This window comes from Streptomyces silvae (genome assembly GCF_016745505.1).
GTDB lineage: Bacteria > Actinomycetota > Actinomycetes > Streptomycetales > Streptomycetaceae > Streptomyces > Streptomyces silvae.
The window spans coordinates 58576-78234 of record NZ_JAERUC010000078.1; the positions used below are offsets into that span (position 1 = coordinate 58576).

Here is a 19659-nt window from a genome sequence, read left to right on the forward strand (position 1 = left end):
GCGAGGAGCATCATGCCCGAGGAGATCATCCGGTCCCTCACCGTGGACGGACTGCGCTACGGCTACCGTCTCCTGCCCCGCGACCCGGCCGCGGGCGGAGCGCCCGCCACCGAACCGGTCCTGGTGATCGGCGGCGCGTTGCAGGGCATGTTCGGCTGGCCGCAGATGGACGACCATCTGGGCCCGGTGGCCGACGTGGTGACCGCCGACCTGCCCGGCATGGGCTCGGCCGACCCGCTGCCGCCCGGCCCCAGCGCCCCGGTCCTGCGGGACGCGGTCACCGGGATCATCGACGACCTGGGCGCCGCCCGGGTCAACCTCTTCGGCTTCTCCTACGGCGCGGCCATCGCCTTCGGCTGGGCGCAGCACGCCCCGGAGCGCGTCGCCCGGCTCGCCCTCGGGGGCGTACCCACCCGTATCGGTGAGGACCGGCGGGTCCACTGGGAGCGGGCGACGCAGGCGCTGGCCGACGGGGACGCCGAGGGCTTCGCGACGCTGGCCGCCGACGGGCTGATGTGCCTGGACCCGGAACGCCCTGTGCACCGGCGGGAGTTGGCCCGGCGCTATGTGCGGCGCTCCTTCCTGCACGCGCTCACCCACTCCGCGCACGCCGCCGACTCGCTGCGGCGGGCGCTGGGGGACCGGCCCGACTTCTCGGGCGGACTCTCGGGCGTACCGGCCCTGGTCTTCGCCGGGGAGCACGACACGGTGACTCCGCCTCAGATCCAGCGGGAGTTCGCCGGGACGATCGAGGGAAGCCGCTTCCTCACCCTCCCGGAGTCCGACCACTGGGTGGTGCTGGAGCGGTCCGACGAGGTCGCCGCCCTCGTGACGCGCTTCTTCACGGACCAGCCCCTCGACCCGGCCGCGGCCCGGCTCCCGCACCAGGCACGGACCGGTTCGCCCGCACCGCGCTGAGGTCACGGGGCGACCCCGGGGTGGCGGACCGCCGTCGCGGCCCGCCACCCGGGTCCGTGTCAGTGCCGGTGGCCCTGGCCCTTCACGTCGATCCGCACGATCTGCGGGTCGTGGTCGCTCGCCTGCTCGGCGAACTCCGCGTTGATGTGCACCACGTCGTAGTCGAAGCGCCGCACGGCGGGACTGGTCAGGATGTGGTCCAGCGTCTGCGAGTTGCCGTCGTAGACATAGCTGTACTGCTCACCCGCGGGCAGCGTCGTGATCAGCGGCCTGAGGACCTTGCCCTTGGTCAGCGTCTTCACGGTGGGGGAGAAGGCGAAGTCGTTCAGGTCGCCCAGCGTGACCACCTTGGCCGACCGGTCCGCCTTCAGCAGTGAGGTCACGAAGGTGTTGACCTCCTCCGCCTGCCGCACCCGCTGCGTCTCGGAGCTGCGCACCGGCTCCTGGTAGCGGCCGTGCAGGGACTGGTCGCCGCCCTTGGACGCGAAGTGGTTGGCGATGACGAACACCGACTCACCACGGAAGCGGAACTCGCCCACCAGCGGCTTGCGGCTGCTGTTCCACGCCGTGCTCGTGGGGTTGATCCGGCCGGGCGAGACGGAGAGCGTGGCACCCTTCTTCGTCTTCACCGCCTTCACCGCGGTGGTCGCGTCGCCGCCGGGGCGGTCCACGAAGTCGACCCGGGCGGGGTTGAAGAGGAAGACGTTACGGATGTTGCCGCCCGGCTCACCGCCGTCCTTGCCGTCGGCGGGCGCCACGTAGCGCCAGGCGTACCGGGGGCCGCCGGCCGCCACGATCGCGTCCGTGAAGCGCTTCAGCGTCGCCTCGGAGCCCACGGTGCCGTCGTTCACCGCGCCGTTGTCGTCCTGGATCTCCTCCAGTGACACGACGTCCGGGGACGAGAGGCTGACGGCCACGCCCTGGGCGAGCGTGTCGAACTTGGCCTGCTCGTCGCCCGCGTCGAGGTTCTCCACGTTGTACGTGGCGACGGCGAGCTCCTGGCGCTTCTGCTTCCGGGTCACCTCGCGCTTGAGGTGGTTGTCCTTCAGTGTGCCCAGCCGGGTGGCCTGGACGTTGTAACCGCCGTACGACGCGTAGTCGACGACGCCCGTGGTGGACCCGGACAGCACGTCGCCCACATCCGCCGCCGGGACGGGCTGCGCGGCGTCCAGCGACATCACCTTGAGGCGGCCGGTGTTCTGGTCCTCGTAGGAGGAGTAGAGCGTGCCGCCGCGCCGGGTCGGGTTCTCCCGGGGCTTCACCGTCACCCAGACCTCGTCGTACGCCGTCGTCGCGCCGGTCACCCGGGTGTCGGCCATCGTGACACGGGCACCCTCCAGCGACTCGTACAGATCCAGGGCGTACGCCGCCGGGTCGAGGGCGAGGGACTCGATCGAACCGCCGCCGGCCGTCGGCACGTACGCGTCGGGCACCGAGGCGGCGTCGAGGACGACCGGGGCCGGCAGCGCGTTGCCCGAGGACAGGACCGTGGTCAGCGGGGCGGTGATCTGGGTGAGCGACTGGGCGTCGGTGGCCGGGTAGTACTCGGCGACCTTGCCGCTGACCAGCACGGAGTCACCGACGGCCACGGTGGGGGCCGCGGAGCCGGTGTAGACGAACAGGCCCTCGCTCGTACGGGCGTCGTCGTCCGGTGCGGTGTCCTGGATCCAGAAGCCGCGCGACCCCGTGGACCGTACGCCGGTGACGACGCCCGGGACACCGGTGACGGCCTGCCCGGCGAGCGGGGAGAGACGGGTCGTGCCCTGGATGTCGTGCACCCGCACCGTGCCGGGCTCGGTCGGCCCGCCGGGCTCGGTCGGCCCGCCGGGCTCGCCGGGACCGGTGCCCCCGGAGGTCTCGCCCGCCGCGTTGACGGGCGTCGGGGCGCCCGCCGTCAGGTCGGCGGCGTTGTCGTCGGTGTCCGCGAGCGAGGTGCCACGCGCCACGGAGTCGGTGGCGGAGGCGCCCACCGCCGGACCGCTGCCCTCGCGCACCACGGCGGAGCCGTAGCCCACCAGGTCGACGATCCTGGTGTCGGCGGCGCACTCGGCCGCGGTCTTGCAGGTCAGCGGGGTGGTGCCGGAGACGAGCGCGACGGTGCCGCTGGCCGCGGACATCGCGACCGTGCCGGTCGCGTCGGCGGCCGGCAGCGCCACGGTGCCACCGGTGCCCGCGGCCTGGGCGACGAGGTAGCGGCCGCCGGGCGCCACGGCGCCGGACAGCGCGGAGACCTGCCACAGCGATCCGGCGGAGGGGGTCCCCGGAAGGTACTGGACGCTGAAGCCGGACAGCGCGAACGAGCTCCCGCCCGCGTTGGCCAGCTCGATGTAGTCACGGGTGAGCGTCGCGCCGGAGTTGCCCCCGCCGCCGTACACCTCGGAGATGACGGCCGACGACGACGGTGCCGCGAAGGCGGCGGGCAGCGCGGTCACCGACAGGGTCACGGCGACGGCGGCGGCCAGCAGGGCGGAGCCGGGTCTGGCTATGTGCACGGGAACTGCCCCCAAATGTGTAGTGAGGGCAAAAAGCTATGCGCGTAGACCAGCCGTGACAAGAGACCGGAGGTTAATTCCGGGCGTCATCCGCCCCTTCCGGCCGGGCAGTTGGGGTGGCGTGCGCGGCGGCCGGGGCGCCTGGGGCTGCGGGCCGTCTCGGGCGGCACCTCGGGCACCGACGGACTCGGACCTGCACGCCGTGGTCCGATGCCAAAAGACCGGTGGTCCGCAAAGTGTCCGTATGAGTGGCTGCCAGCGTGCACGCAGCGAGGAGCAGCGCGAAGTCCGCCGCCGGGCGATCCTGGACGCCGCTGCCGCGATGCTGGACGAGATGCCGGTGAGCGCGGTGACCCTGAGCGGCTGAGCCAGGACGTCCTCGACCGGATCGACGAGATCGTCCCGCCCGGCACCAACCTCTCGGCCCGCGACACCGGTTACACACCGCCGTCCCTCACCGAACCGGCCCTGCGCCGCCGTTCGGCCCGGCGGTCCTCCTACTGACGCGCCGGACACCCGGCTCGGAGAGCGAGGTCAGCGCCAGGGAATGTTCCGCCACGGGCTGCCCTCGCTCTCCGTCAGCAGACGGTGCGCGGTGACGTTGTCCTGGTAGAAGCTGCCGTAGTCCTCACCGTCGAACCGCAGCACACGGCCCAGCGCGTACCCCGCGGAGAAGTCCTCCCAGGAGCGGTAGGCCGACCTGCTCAGCGCGCCGGCGTGCACGATGGCCTGTTCGGCCTCGTGCGGGACGCAGAAGCGGGCGGAGAGACCCCACCGGGCCAGATTCACCGCGCGCCCGTAGTCGTAGGCGACGGTCGTGGTGACCCGGCCGTCCGGCGGCAGCAGTCCGTCGGCGCGGAACCGGGCCTCGTACCTGAGGATCCGGCGCACCAGCTCCTCGATGTCCCTGACCGTGCCGTGGCCCACACCGATGTCCTGGGCGTGCCCGGCGGCCGTTTCGCGCCACAGCTCCGCCGAGGGCTGCTCACCGAGCCCGGCCGCGAGCTGCTCGCGCACCCGCAGGACGAAATCGGGCTCGGCCGGGCTGTTCCGCGCATCCAGCAGATAGCCCAACTGCCGGCGCCAGGCGATCGGTTCGGTGATGCCCCAGGAGTCGCGCAGCAGCTGCCGCTCGCAGGCGTACTCGTGGTAGGCGGTGCCGACCTCGTTCCACGGCACACCGTTGCCGACGGCGAGATGCGCCCCGCAGGCCAGCCCGTAGGCCAGCGGACCGTGGAGGGCCCCGTGCCTCAGCGCGATCAGCCGGTCGCCCCGGGGGCGGTCGTTCTCCGCGTGGTAACGCAGCCACAGCGCCCGGTGCGGGGGCGTCGCCGGGAAGAGGATCTGGGCCGGGGTCCCCGCGTTGACGGACAGCAGCTGCCCGGGGTCGCGCCAGCCGAACTCCGCCACCCACTTGAGGGAGACGGCGTGGAACACCCACTCCGGATGCCACGGCGGCAGCATCCCCCGGGTGAGCACCGGCCGGCAGCTGCGGCCGGCCTCGTCCCGGTACGAGCGCCACGTGATGCTGTCGGGATCCGCGTCCACCTCGGCCTTCGGAGCCACGATGTACAGCTCCTCACCGGCCAGCACCCGCAGTTGGGCCTCGGCGTCGCCGCGTGCCCCCGCCTCGTGCAGCAGGTGTTCCGTCACGGACGGCGACACCCAGGGGACGCCATGGGCGAGGGGACCGGGGTGGGAGGGCAGCGGATTCATGACCAGGCGATTTTCCGGTAGGGGCTGTCGGGGTCCCGCGTCAGGACGCGGTGCTGGGCGAGCGACTGCTCGTACTTCACCCCTGACGGGTCGTCCGGGCCGAAGTGCAGGACGCGGGCCAGGGAGTAACCGAGGGAGAACTCCGCCCAGGAGCCGTACGCCTGTGCGGCCACGGCGCCGATCCGCAGCACGGCCTGCTCGGCCTCCCCCGGATCACAGAGACGGGCGCCCAGCGCGAGCCGTACGACGTTGACCGCCCGGCCGTGGTCGAAGGCGGCCAGGGTGTCGATCCGTTCGCCCACGCCCAGGACCCCGTCCGCACGGAACCGGTCCTCGTACGTGACGGCCAGCCGCAGCGCCTCATGGGCCTCCGCCGCCTCCGCCTGTGAGGACCGGCGCCGTGCCAGCGCATCGGCGAGCGCACCGGACCACTCGGCGACCGTGGGGGTGCGGTCCAGCCGCCGGGCGAGCGTGTGCCTGGTCCGGAGCACCGACTCGTACGTACGGCCGACGAGCCGGGTCGCCAGCAGCGTTTCGAGCGTCTCCCGGTAAGCGGCGCGGTCCTGCACGCCCCAGGGACGGCGGAGCCGGTAGCGGTCCGTCGTGTATCCCTCGTAGGCGGCACCCAGGTCGTTCCAGACGAGGCCGTTGTGCACGGCGAGATGGGCGCCGAGGGCCAGACCGCGCGCCACGGGGCCGTCGAGCGGACCTGTGGGACGGGTCAGCAGCAGACCGGCCCGCGGCCCGCCGGACCGTGCGTGGGCCTTCAGCCACGCCCTGCGGCGCACGGGCCCGGCCTCCAGCGTCACGGCGTACGGCGTGCCCGGATCGACCGCCAGCCACCGGACCCCGCCCGGCCAGCGCCGTACGAGCTCGTCGAGACCGATCGCCTCGAACACCCAGTCGGGGTGCCAGGGCGGCAGCGCCGCGGACGTCAGGACCGTGACACACCGCCGGCCCGGCGCCGCCGGATCGGGCTGCGTGGGGATCGGGGGAGTGAAGCCGGGGGTGTCCGCGTGCAGCCGGGCGACCAGCACGAAGAGCCTGCTCCCGGCCAGGGCGTCCAGGACCGCGTCGCGGTGGCCGGCCGCCGCCGCGGAGTGCAGCGGCTCCCCGGTCCCGGCCGGCGGGGCGGACCCGGCTTCCGGTGCCCCCGCCGCGCCTGCTCCCGGAGCACCCGGCCCCGTCGTTCCCGTCCCCGTCGTCACGGTGGAATCCTACGGAACCCCTCCGCCTGCCGGGGCGTCGGCCCGAGAGCCGCCGGCCCTGCCCGGCCCGGCCTAGGCCGGCTTCCCGGACGGCGGCGGGGCCGGATACACGGCCAGCGAGAACGAGTGCCCGGCCGGGTCCGCGTAGACACGGACGTCGCGGGGGCCGCTGTTGTTGTCGCCCGTGTCCACCGGCCGGGCGCCGAGGCCTATCGCCTCGCGCTCGGCCTCGTCCATGTCTCCCGGGTCCACCAGGATGCGCAGATGCGCCTGCTGGGAGTCCTCCGGGCGCGGCCAGCTAGGCGGCGCGTAGCCGTGGTCGCGGCGGACGGCCAGGTGCACACCGGTGTTGCCGACGATCTCGACGAAGTCGGGATCGCTGCCGATCCGTGTCTCCCCGCCGAGGAGGCTCGCATAGAAGTCCGCGAGCTCGACCGGCTCGCCGCAGTCCAGGACCAGAACGCTCGTTTTCCCCACAGTCATGCCCCATCGGTACCCCCGATGGGGCCCGGCACGCCGGGACGGTGCCGTCCGCCGCTGACGGAGGCGCACCGTGCCGCCGCCCGGCGCGCCCGGGACGATGACCGGCCGGACGCGAACTAGGGTGCGGGACATGGCTGAGAGTACGGAGCACCAGGCCACGGGCGCGCCCGGCCCCGGCCCCTCCGACCCCCGTCGCTGGCGTGCCCTCGCCGTATGTCTGGTGGCGGGCTTCATGACGCTGCTGGACGTCTCCATCGTCAATGTGGCGCTGCCGTCCATCAAGGAGGGGCTCGACACCCCGGAGTCCGACCTCCAGTGGGTGCTGTCCGGCTACGCGCTGGCCTTCGGTCTCGTCCTGATCCCCGGCGGCCGTCTCGGCGACGCACGGGGGCGGCGCGCGGTGTTCATGGCCGGGCTCACCCTGTTCACCCTCGCCTCCGCCGCCTGCGGGGCCGCCCAGTCCAGCCTCTGGCTCGTCATCGCCCGGCTCCTCCAGGGCGCGGCGGGCGGGCTGCTCTCGCCCCAGATCTCCGCCCTGATCCAGCAGATGTTCTCCGGACGCGAGCGGGGCCGCGCCTTCGGGATGTTCGGCACCGTCGTCGGCATCTCCACCGCCGTCGGCCCTCTTCTGGGCGGTCTCCTGATCCAGGTGGCCGGGGCGGAGGAGGGCTGGCGCTGGGTCTTCTACGTCAACCTGCCGATCGGGGCCGTCTGCCTCCTGCTGGCCAGGCGGCTGCTCCCCGACACCCCGTCGGCGGGCCGGGTCCGCCCGCGCGACCTGGACCCCGTCGGTGTCCTGCTGCTCGGCGCGGGTGTCCTCGTGCTGCTGCTGCCGTTCGTCCAGGCCCAGCAGTGGCCGGGCGACGGCAAGTGGCTGCTGGTGCCGGCGGCCGTGGTCCTTCTGGCGGCGTTCGTCGCCTGGGAGTCGCGCTGCACGCGCCGGAGCGTCCAGCCGGTGCTCAATCTGGCCCTCTTCCGGCTCCGGACCTTCTGGCTGGGCTGCCTGATGATCCTGCTGTACTTCGCCGGGTTCACCTCGATCTTCTTCATCAGCACGCTCTACCTCCAGTCCGGGCTGCACTACAGCGCCCTGGAGGCCGGCCTCGCGATCACCCCGTTCGCCCTGGGCGCGGGTGCGTCGGCGAGCATCGGCGGCCGGCTGGTCGGCCGGTTCGGGCGGCCCCTGATCGTCGTGGGACTCACCATGGTCGCCGTCGGGCTAGGGTTCACCGCGCTGGCCGCGCATCTGGTGCCGGGACGGGGCGCCGGGCTCGCGATGGCCGCCCCGCTGCTGCTGGCCGGCCTGGGCAGCGGACTGGTCATCGCACCCAACCAGACCCTCACCCTCTCCGAGGTCCCCGTCGGCAACGCGGGCAGCGCGGGCGGCACCCTCCAGACCAGCCAGCGCGTCGGCTCGTCCATCGGGATCGCCGCGGTGGGTTCGGTCTTCTTCGCCCGGCTGGGCCCCGGCGACTGGGCGGGGGCCTACGACCACGGCCTCCTCGTCTCGGTCGCCTTCGTCCTCGCGGCCCTCGTCGTGGCACTGGCCGACGTCGTGGCGGGCAGGCGGGGAAAGAGACGCAGGACGACGCCCGAAGCCACCGACGCCCCGAAGGGAACACCATGAGTGACACCCAGGACCAGGAACAGGCCCGGGAGAAGGACGGGAACACCGCGTACGGCCACAAGCCCTTCAAGCGCTCCCGCAGCCACTTCGCCGACCGCATCACCGCCGACGGCCGCGACGGCTGGCCCGTCGAGGCCGGGCGCTACCGCCTGGTCGTCAGCCGGGCCTGCCCCTGGGCGAGCCGCGCCCTGGTCTCACGCAGGCTCCTCGGCCTGGAGAGCGCCCTCTCCCTGGCCGTCGCCGACCCCATCCAGGACGACCGCAGCTGGCGCTTCACCCTCGACGAGGGCGGCAAGGACCCGGTGCTCGGCATCGGCTATCTGAGCGAGGCGTACGACGCACGGGAGCGCGACTACCCGGGCGGGGTCAGCGTGCCCGCGATCGTCGACGTGCCGACCCGGGCCCTGGTCACCAACGACTACCAGCAGATCACCCTGGACCTGGCCACCGAGTGGACCGCCCTGCACCGGCCCGGCGCCCCCGACCTCTACCCGGAGCGGCTGCGCGCCGAGATCGACGAGGTGATGGACGGCATCTACCGGGACGTCAACAACGGCGTCTACCGGGCGGGGTTCGCCTCCGAGCAGGCCGAGTACGAGGCGGCGTACGTCGATGTGTTCCGCCGTCTGGACCTGGTCTCCGAACGCCTCGCCGGACAGCGCTACCTCGTCGGCGACACGATCACCGAGGCGGACATCCGGCTGTTCACCACCCTGGTCCGCTTCGACGCCGTCTACCACGGGCACTTCAAGTGCAACCGCTCGAAGCTCGCCGAGGACCCCGTCCTGTGGGCGTACGTCCGCGACCTCTACCAGACCGCGGGCTTCGGCGACACCGTCGACTTCGACCACATCAAGCGGCACTACTACCAGGTGCACACCGGCATCAACCCGACGGGCATCGTGCCGCTCGGCCCCGACCTGTCGGGCTGGAACACCCCGCACCACCGGGAGCAGCTGGGCGGCCGGCCGTTCGGCGACGGCACCCCGCCCGGGCCTGTGCCGCCCGGCGAGGAGGTCCCGGCGAGCGGGCGGCCCTGACCGGCTCACCGCACCCGGGGGGACGGCTCCGGGCTCGCCGTCGCCAGCGGCGAGCGGGCGAGGACGACGCACCCGGTGGCGATCAGCGCCACCCCGATCAACTGCGGCAGCAGCCACCACCCCGTGCGCAGCTCCTCGCCGAACAGCGTCACCCCGTAGGTGATGCTGATCAGCGCGTCCCCGAGCGTCAGCATCGGCTGCACCGCCACCAGCGAGCCGGCCTGGAGCGCGTTCTGGAGGAGGAACAGCGCCCCCACCCCGGCCGCCGCGGTCGCGTACAGCTGCCACGCCGTCAGCAGCCCCACCACACCGTCGCTGTCCAGCCGTGACATGGCGTCCTTCATCAGCGCGGCCGTCAGCGCGTACCCGCACGCCGCGGCCAGCCCCAGCAGCGCCGCCCGGGCGTTGCCGGAGGTGCCGAGCGCCGTGCCGATCAGCACCGCCTCGAAGATCCCGGTCGCCACCAGGGCCGGGATCCAGGCCGCCCCCTGGACGTCGTCGCTGCCGCCGACCGGGGCCGCGGAGGCCATGCCGAGGGCCAGGCCCACCGTCACGGCGGCCACCCCGAACCAGACCGGGCGCGGCACCCCGACCCGCATGACGAACCCCGCGACCAGCAGGGTCGCCGGCAGCTCGATCACGAAGATCGGCTGGACCACGGCGATGGGGCCCGTGGCCAGCGCCACCGCCTGGCAGACGGCGGCGACGATCACGAGGCCGATCCCGGCGAGCCACACCTTCTGGCGCAGCAGATGCCCGATCAGCGACAGGTGCATCGCCTCGCTGTCGGGCACCTTCAGGGCGGCACGGCGCTGGAGCACCGAGGCGGTGCCGTTGCTGAGAGCGGTCAGGACGGCGAACAGGACACTGATCACGCGCCCCATCATGAGGGCCGACCCCACCCGGTACGCGGTGCAGCGCATCCGTGGGGTGTCGCGGGTACCGGCTGTTTCCGGGGCCGGTGCCGACGGAGCCGCGTAATCTGCGGACCATGGCCGACAGGAACGCTCCCGTGCTCTCCACCCGCGCACTCAACAGGGCGACGATGGAACGCCAGTTGCTGCTCCGCCGCGCCGCAGTGCCGGCGAAGGACGCCGTCAGCCACCTGGTCGGTCTGCAGGCCCAGAACACCAGGCCGCCCTACTTCCAGCTCTTCTCGCGGCTGGAGGACTTCGACCCGGCCGAGCTCTCGGCGCTGATGGAGTCCCGCGAGGTGGTCAGGATCGTCAGCCTGCGCTCCACCATCCACACCCACACCGCCGAGGACGCCCTCACCCTGCGCCCCCTGGTCCAGCCGGCCCGTGACCGTGAGCTCAGCATGTTCCGCAGGGGGCTCACGGGGGTGGACCTGGACCGGCTGGCCGCGCTCGCCAGAGAGCTCGTCGAGGAACGGCCGCGCACCATGAAGGAGTTGCGGGAGGAGCTCCTCCCGCACTGGCCGGACGCCGACCCCCGGGCCCTCGCGGTCGCCGCCCGCTGCCGGCTGCCGCTGGTCCAGGTCACCCCGCGGGGGGTGTGGGGGCGCAGCGGGCAGGTCGCCCTGACGACCGCCGAGCACTGGCTGGACACCCCGCCGCGGCCTGCGGCCACGCCCGACGCGGCCGTGCTGCGCTACCTCGGGGCCTTCGGACCTGCCTCGGTGAAGGACATGCAGACGTGGGCCGGACTCACCCGGATGCGTGAGGTCTTCGAACGCCTGCGCCCCCGGCTCGTCACCTTCCGCGACGAGAACGGCGTCGAGCTCTTCGACCTGCCCGACGCCCCGCGCCCCGACCCCGACACCCCGGCCCCGCCGCGCTTCCTGCCCGAGTTCGACAACGTCCTGCTCGGCCACGCCGACCGGACCAGGGTGATCCCGCCCGCGTACAAGGGCCGCAACGGCGTGGGCAACCAGGTCTACGGGACCGTCCTGGCCGACGGGTTCCTCGCCGCGCTCTGGCGCCTCGACGAGACCGACCCGGACACCTCGGTCCTCACCGTCCAGGCGCTGGGCGAGCTCGGCCCGGCGCTCCGTGAGGAGATCACGCAGGAGGCCGTGGACCTCCAGACGGTGATGTCCGGGGCGCCGACCCATGACGTCCGGTTCGCCACGTTCGTGGACTTCGGGGACTGAGACGGCCTCCCGTACGGCTCCGGGGCGTCCGCCCTACGGCAGCAGGCCCGCGCGGCGCGCCGCCACCACCGCCTCGAGACGGGTGTGCGCCCCCAGCTTCCGCATCGCGGACCGCAGATAGCTCTTGACGGTCTCCGGACGCAGCCCCAGCCGTTCGGCCGCCGAGGCGTTCGTGGCACCCGAGGCGACGCAGGCGATGACATCCACCTCGCGCGGCGCCAGCCGCACCCGCCCCGCCGCATGGTCCCGGTCCGGCCCCGCGGCCGACGCGAGCCGCCCGCACACCGCCAGCAGCTCCTCGCGCAGCTCCGGGTCCACGATCTTCGGGGCCAGGGCGCGCAGCTCACGGTGGGCCTCGCGGACGTCCTCCCAGGTGCCCGGCACCGCACCCGGATCGGTGATCTGCTCCCGGGTCGCCGCCAGCAGCTGCTGCACCTCGTCCCGGACGGCCAGGGCCTGCTCCACGTCCCGGGCCGCCGACGCCGCCGCGTCGAACGTACGGTCCCCGAGCGTGAGCGGCTCGCGCAGCGCCCCGTACAGCACACCGCGCACCGTCCGGCGTACGACGACGGGCACCGCCACGACCGAGCGGAGGCCCTCCGCCGCGACCGCCGTGTCGTACTCGTGGCTGATGTGGCGCGAGGAGCGGTAGTCCGTGACCGCGCACGGGCGTGACAGGGCCATCGCCTTTCCGCCGAGGCCGCTGCCCGCCGAGATGACCAGCCCGCGCAGGGCCGGCGTCTGCGCGCCGCTCAGCTCGGAGATCCGGGCGTGACGGGCGTCGGACAGCAGCCCGCCGAAGACCACGGGCAGCCCGCTCGTCCGGCGCAGCCCGAGCAGGGCCGCCCGCAGCTCGGTCGCCTCGCCCGGTTCCGCCATACCGGGATTCTCCGCCCTGCCGGACCTACCCCCGTCCGGGGGTGGTGAGATCTGGGTCACTGTTCACATGATGTTAAAGGACGGGTTCACGACGAGGAGGGCACATGCCGGCAACGAGTGCGACGGAGACGTTCCGGGCTGCCCGGGACTTCCTGATCGAACACCGTGAGGACTACACCACGGCGTACGAGGGCTTCCGCTGGCCCCGCCCCGACTACTTCAACTGGGCGCTCGACTGGTTCGACGTCATCGCCGAGGACAACGACCGCACCGCCCTGCACATCGTGGAGGAGGACGGCGGCCGCACCGAGGTGTCCTTCGCCCGTATGGCGGCCCGCTCCGGCCAGGCGGCGAACTGGCTGCGGGAGCAGGGCGTGGCCGCGGGCGACCGGATCCTCGTCATGCTCGGCAACCAGACCGAGCTGTGGGAGACGGCGCTGGCGGCGATGAAGCTCCGCGCCGTCGTCATCCCGGCCACCCCGCTGCTGGGGCCGGCTGATCTGCGCGACCGGGTCGAGCGCGGCCGGGTCCGCCACGTCCTCGTACGGTCGGAGGACGCCGCCAAGTTCGACGAGGTGCCCGGCGACTACACGCGGATCTGCGTCGGTGAGGAGAGGGCAGGCTGGCTCTCCTACGGCGGGGCGGACGAGGCGTCGGAGACCTTCACCCCGGACCGTGAGACCGACGCCGGGGAACCCCTGATGCTCTACTTCACCTCGGGCACCACGGCCAGCCCGAAGCTCGTCGAGCACACCCATGTCTCCTACCCCGTGGGCCACTTGTCGACGATGTACTGGATCGGGCTGAAGCCCGGCGACGTCCATCTGAACATCTCCTCACCCGGCTGGGCGAAGCACGCCTGGTCGAACCTCTTCGCGCCGTGGAGCGCCGAGGCCACGGTCTTCATCTTCAACTACACCCGGTTCGACGCCGCCCGGCTGATGGCCGAGATGGACCGTTCCGCGATCACCAGCTTCTGCGCGCCGCCGACGGTCTGGCGGATGCTCATCCAGGCCGATCTCGCGCAGCTGAAGACACCGCCGCGTGAGGTCGTCGCGGCCGGTGAGCCGCTCAACCCGGAGGTCATCGAGAGCGTCCGGCGCGCCTGGGGCGTCACCATCCGCGACGGCTTCGGGCAGACGGAGACCGCCGTGCAGGTCGCCAACACACCGGGACAGCTGCTGAAGGCCGGCTCCATGGGGCGGCCCAGCCCCGGCTTCAAGGTCGAGCTGCTGGACCCGGTCACCGGCGAACCGGGCGCGGCGGAGGGCGAGATCTCCCTCGACCTGGCCACCGCCCCCGTCGGCCTGATGACGGGGTACCACGGTGACCCGGAGCGCACCGCCGAGGCCATGGCGGGCGGTTACTACCGCACCGGTGACATCGGCGCCCGGGACGAGGACGGCTACATCACCTATGTGGGCCGGGCCGACGACGTGTTCAAGGCGTCCGACTACAAGATCTCGCCGTTCGAGCTGGAGAGCGCCCTGCTGGAGCACGAGGCGGTCGCCGAGGCGGCGGTCGTACCGGCCCCCGACCCGCTGCGGCTCTCCGTCCCCAAGGCGTACGTCGTGCTCGCCGAGGGCTGGGAACCCGGCCCCGACACGGCCAAGGTGCTGTTCGAGCACTCCCGGGCGGTCCTCGCCCCGTACAAGCGCATCCGCCGGCTGGAGTTCGCCGAGCTGCCCAAGACCGTCTCCGGGAAGATCCGCAGGATCGAGCTGCGCGAGCGCACGGCGCAGGGCACCGGCACCGAGTTCGACGAGGGGGACCTGCGATGACCGGCCTGTCCTACGCACACGGCACCAGCACCACGGAACTGCTCGGCGACACCATCGGACGCAACCTGGAGCGGGCCGTCGAGGCGTACGGGGAGCGGGAGGCCCTGGTCGACGTGGCGTCCGGACGCCGCTGGACGTACGCCGGGTTCGGCGCCGCCGTCGAGGAGCTGGCCCGCGGGCTGATGGCGTCCGGGGTGGAGAAGGGCGACCGGGTCGGCATCTGGGCGGTCAACTGCCCGGAGTGGGTCCTCGTCCAGTACGCCACGGCCCGGATCGGCGCCGTCATGGTCAACATCAACCCGTCCTACCGCGCGCACGAGCTGGAGTACGTCCTGAAGCAGGCCGGGATCTCCGTCCTGATCGCCTCCCTCGCGCACCGCACCAGCGACTACCGCGCACTCGTCCGGCAGGTCCGCCCCGACTGCCCCGCGCTGCGCTCCGTCCACTTCATCGGCGACCCCTCGTGGGACGAGCTGACCGCCGCCGCGCACTCCGTGACGGCCGGGCAGCTCGCGGCGCGCGAGGCGGAGCTGTCGTGCGACGACCCGATCAACATCCAGTACACCTCGGGGACCACCGGATTCCCGAAGGGGGCCACGCTCTCCCACCACAACATCCTCAACAACGGTTACTTCGTGGGGGAGATGGTCGCCTACACCGAGGAGGACCGGGTCTGTCTGCCGGTCCCCTTCTACCACTGCTTCGGCATGGTCATGGGGAACCTCGGCATCACCTCGCACGGCGCCTGCATCGTGATCCCCGCGCCCGCCTTCGAGCCCGCGGCCGTGCTGGCCGCCGTCCAGCAGGAGCGCTGCACCTCGCTCTACGGCGTGCCCACGATGTTCATCGCGGAGCTCGGTCTGCCGGACTTCGCCTCGTACGACCTCTCCTCGCTGCGCACCGGGATCATGGCGGGATCGCCGTGCCCGGTCGAGGTGATGAAGCGGGTCGTCGCGGAGATGCACATGGACGAGGTGTCCATCTGCTACGGCATGACGGAGACCTCGCCGGTCTCCACGCAGACCCGGCGGGAGGACGACCTGGAGCGCCGCACGGGCACGGTCGGCCGGGTGATGCCGCACATCGAGGTGAAGGTCGTCGACCCGGTGACGGGCGTGACCCTGCCGCGCGGTGAGTCCGGTGAACTGTGCACCCGGGGCTACAGCGTGATGCTCGGTTACTGGGATCAGCCGGAGCGGACCGCCGAAGTCGTCGACGCGGGGCGCTGGATGCACACGGGGGACCTCGCGACGATGCGGGAGGACGGCTACGTCCAGATCGTCGGCCGGATCAAGGACATGATCATCCGTGGCGGCGAGAACGTGTACCCGCGTGAGATCGAGGAGTTCCTCTACGGACACCCGAAGATCGCGGACGTCCAGGTGGTCGGGGTGCCCGACGAGCGGTACGGCGAGGAGATCCTGGCCTGTGTGATCCCCCGTGACCCGGCCGATCCGCCGACGCTCGACGAGGTGACGGCGTACTGCGAGGAGCGGCTGGCGCACTACAAGATCCCGCGCGGGCTGCGGATCCTGGAGGCGTTCCCGATGACCGTCAGCGGTAAGGTGCGGAAGGTCGAACTGCGGGAGGGGTACGGCGCGTAGCCCGCGCCGGGGGCCGCCGGATCAGGCGGCCTCGATGACGCCGGAGCCTATCCCCTGGGTTGCCGCGGCCCACTCGATGAGCAGCACCTCGTACTCCGCGGCCTCCACCTGTGTCCAGTCCTGGCCGGCCCGCGAGTCGACGAGGGCGCGAATGGCGTCGTTGGCCTCGACGACGGACGGGTGGACGGGCTGGGTCAGGAATACGGGGGCGGCGTGTGCGGGAAGCCGAGGAGTTAAGACCATGCCTTCACTCTACGTCCTCATACTGACAACAGCTCGAACATATGCGGCTGGCTGGGCACAGGTGACCGAAATCATTCGGCGGGGGCGGGTCCGACGCTGACCAGTTCGTCGGCGGGGCCGTTCACCGGCTGCGGGGTTCCGGTGAGGTCGAGGACGAACAGCGGGATGGCGAGGCCGTCCGCGCGTGAACGGGCCTCGTCCGTGTAGCCCGCCAGGGAGAACAGGGCTCCGGACACCGAGGTGTTGAGGGCGTTCAGCCAGAGGCACTCGACGTCGCGCAGCGAGGTCGGCCGCGTCGTCGCGTCGACCTGCGCGATGAGACCGGTGGCCCTGAGGTCGATCCGGGACGCGGGGCGCACCTCGGGCTGGACGATGTCGCGGAAGCCCAGCCATCTCAGGTAGAGCGCCGCCGTGTTCACCGCGTCCCGGGCCGTCCGTATGACCAGGGGCCTGAACGACGGCCGTGGATGGGCGGCGGTCCGCGGCAGCGGTATGTGGGACGGGCCGGGTGAACCGCCCTCGGCGGGCGGCGGTGTGGCCACCGGGCGCACGGGGATCCGCAGCACCGCGCCGCAGGGGCAGCAGAGTTCAGGATGGGGCCACTGGTCACGGCGCCCGCAGGAATGGCACCGCACGCTCACCCAGTCGTCGTTCCAGGTGCGGTGCGTGATGAGCGCGGCAGGCGCCCCGCGCATCAGCGGCGGGGCGGTCGGCGAGCCGCACGGGCAGGGATATACCGGCGTGATGTACGCGTGGTCCCGGCGGCAGACCGGGCAGCGCACCGGTACGGACTCCACGTGCTGCCCCTTTCCTCCGCCTCGCGGCGGCGACTGCGTTCCGTACCCCCATCGTCCACCAGGAGCGACGTTCAGGGGAGTGATTTGCGCACTTCGGGCCGATGGTCTCGGCCGCCCGCCCCGCTCTCCCTTGACGGCGGTGCCGGGTCGCCCTAAATTGATTTCACATAGCAGAAGTAAGTTTCCGTAATGTGGAATTAACGCTCTCAGGTGGCGCGACAGAGCCCGACTCCACCAGGTCCGAGCAGGAGCACTCATGCCTCGTATGACCGCTGCCCGAGCGGCAGTTGAGATCCTCAAGCGCGAAGGCGTCAGCAACGCGTTCGGTGTGCCGGGTGCGGCGATCAACCCGTTCTACGCGGCCCTCAAGGCCTCCGGCGGGGTGCAGCACACCCTGGCCCGTCACGTCGAGGGCGCCTCCCACATGGCCGAGGGGTACACCCGGGCCCGGGCGGGCAACATCGGCGTCTGCATCGGTACGTCGGGGCCCGCCGGCACCGACATGATCACCGGCCTCTACTCGGCCATCGCCGACTCGATCCCGATCCTCTGCATCACCGGCCAGGCGCCCACCGCCGTCCTCCACAAGGAGGACTTCCAGGCCGTCGACATCGCCTCGATCGCCGCGCCGGTGACCAAGGCCGCCACCACCGTCCTGGAGGCCGCGCAGGTCCCGGGCGTCTTCCAGCAGGCCTTCCACCTGATGCGCACGGGCCGGCCGGGGCCGGTCCTCATCGACCTGCCCATCGATGTGCAGCTCACCGAGATCGAGTTCGACCCCGAGCTGTACGAGCCGCTGCCCGTGCACAAGCCCGCCGCGAGCCGCAAGCAGATCGAGCGTGCCGTCCAGATGCTCAACGCCTCCGAGCGGCCGCTGCTCGTCGCGGGCGGCGGCATCATCAACGCCGACGCGTCCGGACTCCTGGTGGAGTTCGCCGAACTGACCGGCGTCCCGGTCGTCCCGACCCTGATGGGCTGGGGCATCCTGCCCGACGACCACGCGCTGAACGCGGGCATGGTCGGCCTCCAGACCTCGCACCGCTACGGCAACGCGAACTTCCTGGAGTCCGACTTCGTCCTCGGCATCGGCAACCGCTGGGCCAACCGCCACACCGGCAAGCTGGACGTGTACACCGAGGGCCGCACCTTCGTCCACGTCGACATCGAACCCACCCAGCTCGGCAAGATCTTCGCCCCCGACCTCGGCATCGCCTCCGACGCGAAGGCGGCGCTGGAGCTCTTCGTCGAGGTGGCCCGGGAGCTGAAGGCCGCGGGCGAGCTGAAGGACCGCTCGGCCTGGGCGGCGTCCACGCAGGAGCGCAGGGCGACCCTCCAGCGGCGTACGCACTTCGACAACGTCCCGCTGAAGCCGCAGCGGGTGTACGAGGAGATGAACCGGGCGTTCGGCCCCGAGACCCGGTACGTCACCACCATCGGCCTCTCCCAGATCGCGGGGGCGCAGATGCTGCACGTCTACCGGCCGCGCCACTGGATCAACTGCGGCCAGGCCGGCCCGCTCGGCTGGACGATCCCCGCCGCGCTGGGCGTCGCCACGGCCGACCCGGACGGCTCCGTGGTCGCCCTCTCCGGCGACTACGACTTCCAGTTCATGCTGGAGGAGCTCGCCGTCGGCGCGCAGCACCGCATCCCGTACGTCCACGTCCTGGTGAACAACTCCTACCTGGGGCTCATCCGGCAGGCGCAGCGCAACTTCGACATCGACTTCCAGGTCAACCTGGAGTTCGAGAACCTCAACTCCCCGGAGCTGGGCGTCTACGGCGTGGACCACGTCAAGGTCGTCGAGGGCCTGGGCTGCAAGGCGATCCGCGTCACCGAGCCGGACCAGCTGCTGTCGGCCTTCGAGGAGGCCAAGAAGCTCGCGGCCGAGCACCGGGTCCCGGTCGTGGTCGAGGCGATCCTGGAGCGGGTCACGAACATCTCGATGAGCGGGAGCGACATCGCCTCGGTCAACGAGTTCGAGGACGTGGCCTCCGAGCCGGGCCACGCACCTACGGCGATCCGCCCGCTGACGGTGTCCTGACCCGCACGGACGCCGGCCTCCACGACCGCGGTGGTCGTGGAGGCCGTTGCCGTGTCCGGGTGTCGTGTCCGGGTGTTGTGTCCGGGGACCGTCGTCGCCCGGCCCGGGGGTGCGGGCCGGCCGTGTCCTGGTGCGCCTCATGTGGTGTCCCACGGCACCTGCGCGGGTCCCGCACCGTCCCGCGCGGCCGGATCGCGCCCTACCGGCACCGCCGGTGCGCCCGGATCATGAGCCCATGGGGGACACCGAGAACACCTGGCCCGGCCCGGACCCGCCCGACCACATCTCCGACGACTTCCAGGCGCTGCTCGAAGGCGCCACCGCCCCGGGGCCGCCGGAGCCGCCGGACTGCCCGTTCTGCGACCTCCCGCAGGACAGGTACGCCACCGGGTACGCCGGCCACTGGATCCTTCTGGAACCCCGCATCCTGGTCCCCGCCCACACGGTCCCTCCGCGCCGGCGCTGGGTCATCACCTCGACCGGCACCGCGCTGAACCTGTGGGACGCCGAACCTCTCCCCGGCGCCAGGTGCCGCATCCCGCACCGCATCGCCTGCCCCTACCTCGCGCGCGAGGACCACTGGCCGTGGATGACGGCCCTGCGTGAGCACAACAGGCGGCGGATGCAGCGCCTGTTCGAACTGCCCGACGAGGGGCTCCCGGACGCGGGATGACCGTACCGGCCGCCGAGACCGGACGGCACACGACACAGGGGTGC

The 19659-nt window shown here is 72.3% G+C and carries 16 protein-coding genes and 2 pseudogenes; 10 read left to right on the forward strand and 8 right to left on the reverse strand.

Going from position 1 to position 19659, the window contains the following annotated elements; all coding sequences use genetic code 11:
- The first annotated feature begins 12 nt into the window (after positions 1 to 12).
- Complete coding sequence (locus tag JKV81_RS10290) at positions 13 to 918, forward strand: alpha/beta fold hydrolase (RefSeq protein ID WP_202075463.1); 906 nt, start codon at positions 13 to 15, stop codon at positions 916 to 918.
- 59 nt (positions 919 to 977) lie between these two features.
- Here JKV81_RS10290 and JKV81_RS10295 read toward each other — a convergent pair whose 3' ends face one another.
- Positions 978 to 3410: a DUF8508 domain-containing protein gene (locus JKV81_RS10295; protein ID WP_202075464.1), complete on the reverse strand. Its 2433-nt coding sequence runs from the start codon at positions 3408 to 3410 to the stop codon at positions 978 to 980.
- A 244-nt stretch (positions 3411 to 3654) separates the two neighbouring features.
- Between JKV81_RS10295 and JKV81_RS10300 the strand changes: the two are divergent.
- Positions 3655 to 3771, forward strand: a pseudogene (locus JKV81_RS10300) (TetR/AcrR family transcriptional regulator); the annotation flags it as partial.
- A pseudogene (locus JKV81_RS36150) lies at positions 3762 to 3914 on the forward strand (aldo/keto reductase); the annotation flags it as partial. The pseudogenes JKV81_RS10300 and JKV81_RS36150, both read left to right, overlap by 10 nt.
- 30 nt (positions 3915 to 3944) lie before the next feature.
- On the opposite strand, the gene JKV81_RS10305 reads toward JKV81_RS36150, so the two are convergent.
- The 3 genes from JKV81_RS10305 to JKV81_RS10315 form a co-directional block, all read right to left on the reverse strand.
- Positions 3945 to 5126: a DUF1266 domain-containing protein gene (locus tag JKV81_RS10305; protein WP_202075465.1), complete on the reverse strand. Its 1182-nt coding sequence runs from the start codon at positions 5124 to 5126 to the stop codon at positions 3945 to 3947.
- Positions 5123 to 6334 (reverse strand): DUF1266 domain-containing protein, encoded by a 1212-nt coding sequence (locus JKV81_RS10310; RefSeq protein WP_307820514.1) that lies wholly within the window; start codon positions 6332 to 6334, stop codon positions 5123 to 5125. The genes JKV81_RS10305 and JKV81_RS10310 overlap by 4 nt, the downstream gene beginning before the upstream one ends.
- Before the next feature lie 72 nt (positions 6335 to 6406).
- Positions 6407 to 6817: a VOC family protein gene (locus JKV81_RS10315; RefSeq protein ID WP_124275483.1), complete on the reverse strand. Its 411-nt coding sequence runs from the start codon at positions 6815 to 6817 to the stop codon at positions 6407 to 6409.
- 130 nt (positions 6818 to 6947) lie between these two features.
- Between JKV81_RS10315 and JKV81_RS10320 the strand changes: the two genes are divergently transcribed.
- Together JKV81_RS10320 and JKV81_RS10325 are read left to right on the forward strand one after the other, a co-directional pair.
- Entirely contained in the window at positions 6948 to 8444 is a 1497-nt protein-coding gene (locus JKV81_RS10320) for an MFS transporter (RefSeq protein ID WP_147982652.1), read from the forward strand.
- Positions 8441 to 9484: a glutathione S-transferase family protein gene (locus JKV81_RS10325; RefSeq protein WP_124275485.1), complete on the forward strand. Its 1044-nt coding sequence runs from the start codon at positions 8441 to 8443 to the stop codon at positions 9482 to 9484. The genes JKV81_RS10320 and JKV81_RS10325 overlap by 4 nt, the downstream gene beginning before the upstream one ends.
- A 5-nt stretch (positions 9485 to 9489) precedes the next feature.
- On the opposite strand, the gene JKV81_RS10330 is transcribed toward JKV81_RS10325, so the two are convergent.
- Positions 9490 to 10359, reverse strand: coding sequence for a DMT family transporter (locus JKV81_RS10330; RefSeq protein ID WP_187281701.1), 870 nt, complete (start codon positions 10357 to 10359; stop codon positions 9490 to 9492).
- Between the two features lie 116 nt (positions 10360 to 10475).
- Between JKV81_RS10330 and JKV81_RS10335 the strand changes: the two genes are divergently transcribed.
- Positions 10476 to 11597: a winged helix DNA-binding domain-containing protein gene (locus tag JKV81_RS10335; RefSeq protein ID WP_129266245.1), complete on the forward strand. Its 1122-nt coding sequence runs from the start codon at positions 10476 to 10478 to the stop codon at positions 11595 to 11597.
- Positions 11598 to 11630: 33 nt separating this feature from the next.
- Here JKV81_RS10335 and JKV81_RS10340 read toward each other — a convergent pair whose 3' ends face one another.
- The gene (locus JKV81_RS10340) at positions 11631 to 12476 is read right to left on the reverse strand and encodes a response regulator transcription factor (RefSeq protein WP_202075469.1); all 846 of its coding nucleotides are present in this window, start codon (positions 12474 to 12476) and stop codon (positions 11631 to 11633) included.
- A 104-nt stretch (positions 12477 to 12580) separates the two neighbouring features.
- Here JKV81_RS10340 and JKV81_RS10345 point away from each other — a divergent pair, with 104 nt between their 5' ends.
- Entirely contained in the window at positions 12581 to 14257 is a 1677-nt protein-coding gene (locus JKV81_RS10345) for an AMP-binding protein (RefSeq protein ID WP_202075471.1), read from the forward strand.
- Entirely contained in the window at positions 14254 to 15861 is a 1608-nt protein-coding gene (locus JKV81_RS10350; protein ID WP_129266248.1) for an AMP-binding protein, read from the forward strand. The genes JKV81_RS10345 and JKV81_RS10350 overlap by 4 nt, the downstream gene beginning before the upstream one ends.
- Positions 15862 to 15882: 21 nt before the next feature.
- Here JKV81_RS10350 and JKV81_RS10355 read toward each other — a convergent pair whose 3' ends face one another.
- The gene (locus JKV81_RS10355) at positions 15883 to 16104 is read right to left on the reverse strand and encodes a hypothetical protein (protein WP_129266249.1); all 222 of its coding nucleotides are present in this window, start codon (positions 16102 to 16104) and stop codon (positions 15883 to 15885) included.
- Between the two features lie 71 nt (positions 16105 to 16175).
- Entirely contained in the window at positions 16176 to 16901 is a 726-nt protein-coding gene (locus JKV81_RS10360; RefSeq protein ID WP_129266250.1) for a hypothetical protein, read from the reverse strand.
- Positions 16902 to 17157: 256 nt separating this feature from the next.
- Between JKV81_RS10360 and gcl the strand changes: the two genes are divergently transcribed.
- Together gcl and JKV81_RS10370 are read left to right on the forward strand one after the other, a co-directional pair.
- A complete protein-coding gene (gene gcl, locus JKV81_RS10365; protein WP_202075480.1) occupies positions 17158 to 18942 on the forward strand; it encodes a glyoxylate carboligase in 1785 nt (594 codons plus the stop codon).
- A gap of 235 nt (positions 18943 to 19177) precedes the next feature.
- The gene (locus JKV81_RS10370) at positions 19178 to 19615 is read left to right on the forward strand and encodes a DUF6083 domain-containing protein (RefSeq protein ID WP_129266252.1); all 438 of its coding nucleotides are present in this window, start codon (positions 19178 to 19180) and stop codon (positions 19613 to 19615) included.
- Positions 19616 to 19659: the final 44 nt, after the last annotated feature.

Bases quoted from the DNA above. Each gene is read 5' to 3' on its own strand.
- JKV81_RS10370 (WP_129266252.1), top strand. From the start codon at position 19,178: ATGGGGGACACCGAGAACACCTGGCCCGGCCCGGACCCGCCCGACCAC.
- JKV81_RS10325 (WP_124275485.1), top strand. From the start codon at position 8,441: ATGAGTGACACCCAGGACCAGGAACAGGCCCGGGAGAAGGACGGGAAC.
- JKV81_RS10320 (WP_147982652.1), top strand. From the start codon at position 6,948: ATGGCTGAGAGTACGGAGCACCAGGCCACGGGCGCGCCCGGCCCCGGC.
- gcl (WP_202075480.1), top strand. From the start codon at position 17,158: ATGCCTCGTATGACCGCTGCCCGAGCGGCAGTTGAGATCCTCAAGCGC.
- JKV81_RS10350 (WP_129266248.1), top strand. From the start codon at position 14,254: ATGACCGGCCTGTCCTACGCACACGGCACCAGCACCACGGAACTGCTC.
- JKV81_RS10290 (WP_202075463.1), top strand. From the start codon at position 13: ATGCCCGAGGAGATCATCCGGTCCCTCACCGTGGACGGACTGCGCTAC.
- JKV81_RS10340 (WP_202075469.1), bottom strand. From the start codon at position 12,476: ATGGCGGAACCGGGCGAGGCGACCGAGCTGCGGGCGGCCCTGCTCGGG.
- JKV81_RS10345 (WP_202075471.1), top strand. From the start codon at position 12,581: ATGCCGGCAACGAGTGCGACGGAGACGTTCCGGGCTGCCCGGGACTTC.
- JKV81_RS10335 (WP_129266245.1), top strand. From the start codon at position 10,476: ATGGCCGACAGGAACGCTCCCGTGCTCTCCACCCGCGCACTCAACAGG.
- JKV81_RS10355 (WP_129266249.1), bottom strand. From the start codon at position 16,104: ATGGTCTTAACTCCTCGGCTTCCCGCACACGCCGCCCCCGTATTCCTG.
- JKV81_RS10305 (WP_202075465.1), bottom strand. From the start codon at position 5,126: ATGAATCCGCTGCCCTCCCACCCCGGTCCCCTCGCCCATGGCGTCCCC.
- JKV81_RS10315 (WP_124275483.1), bottom strand. From the start codon at position 6,817: ATGACTGTGGGGAAAACGAGCGTTCTGGTCCTGGACTGCGGCGAGCCG.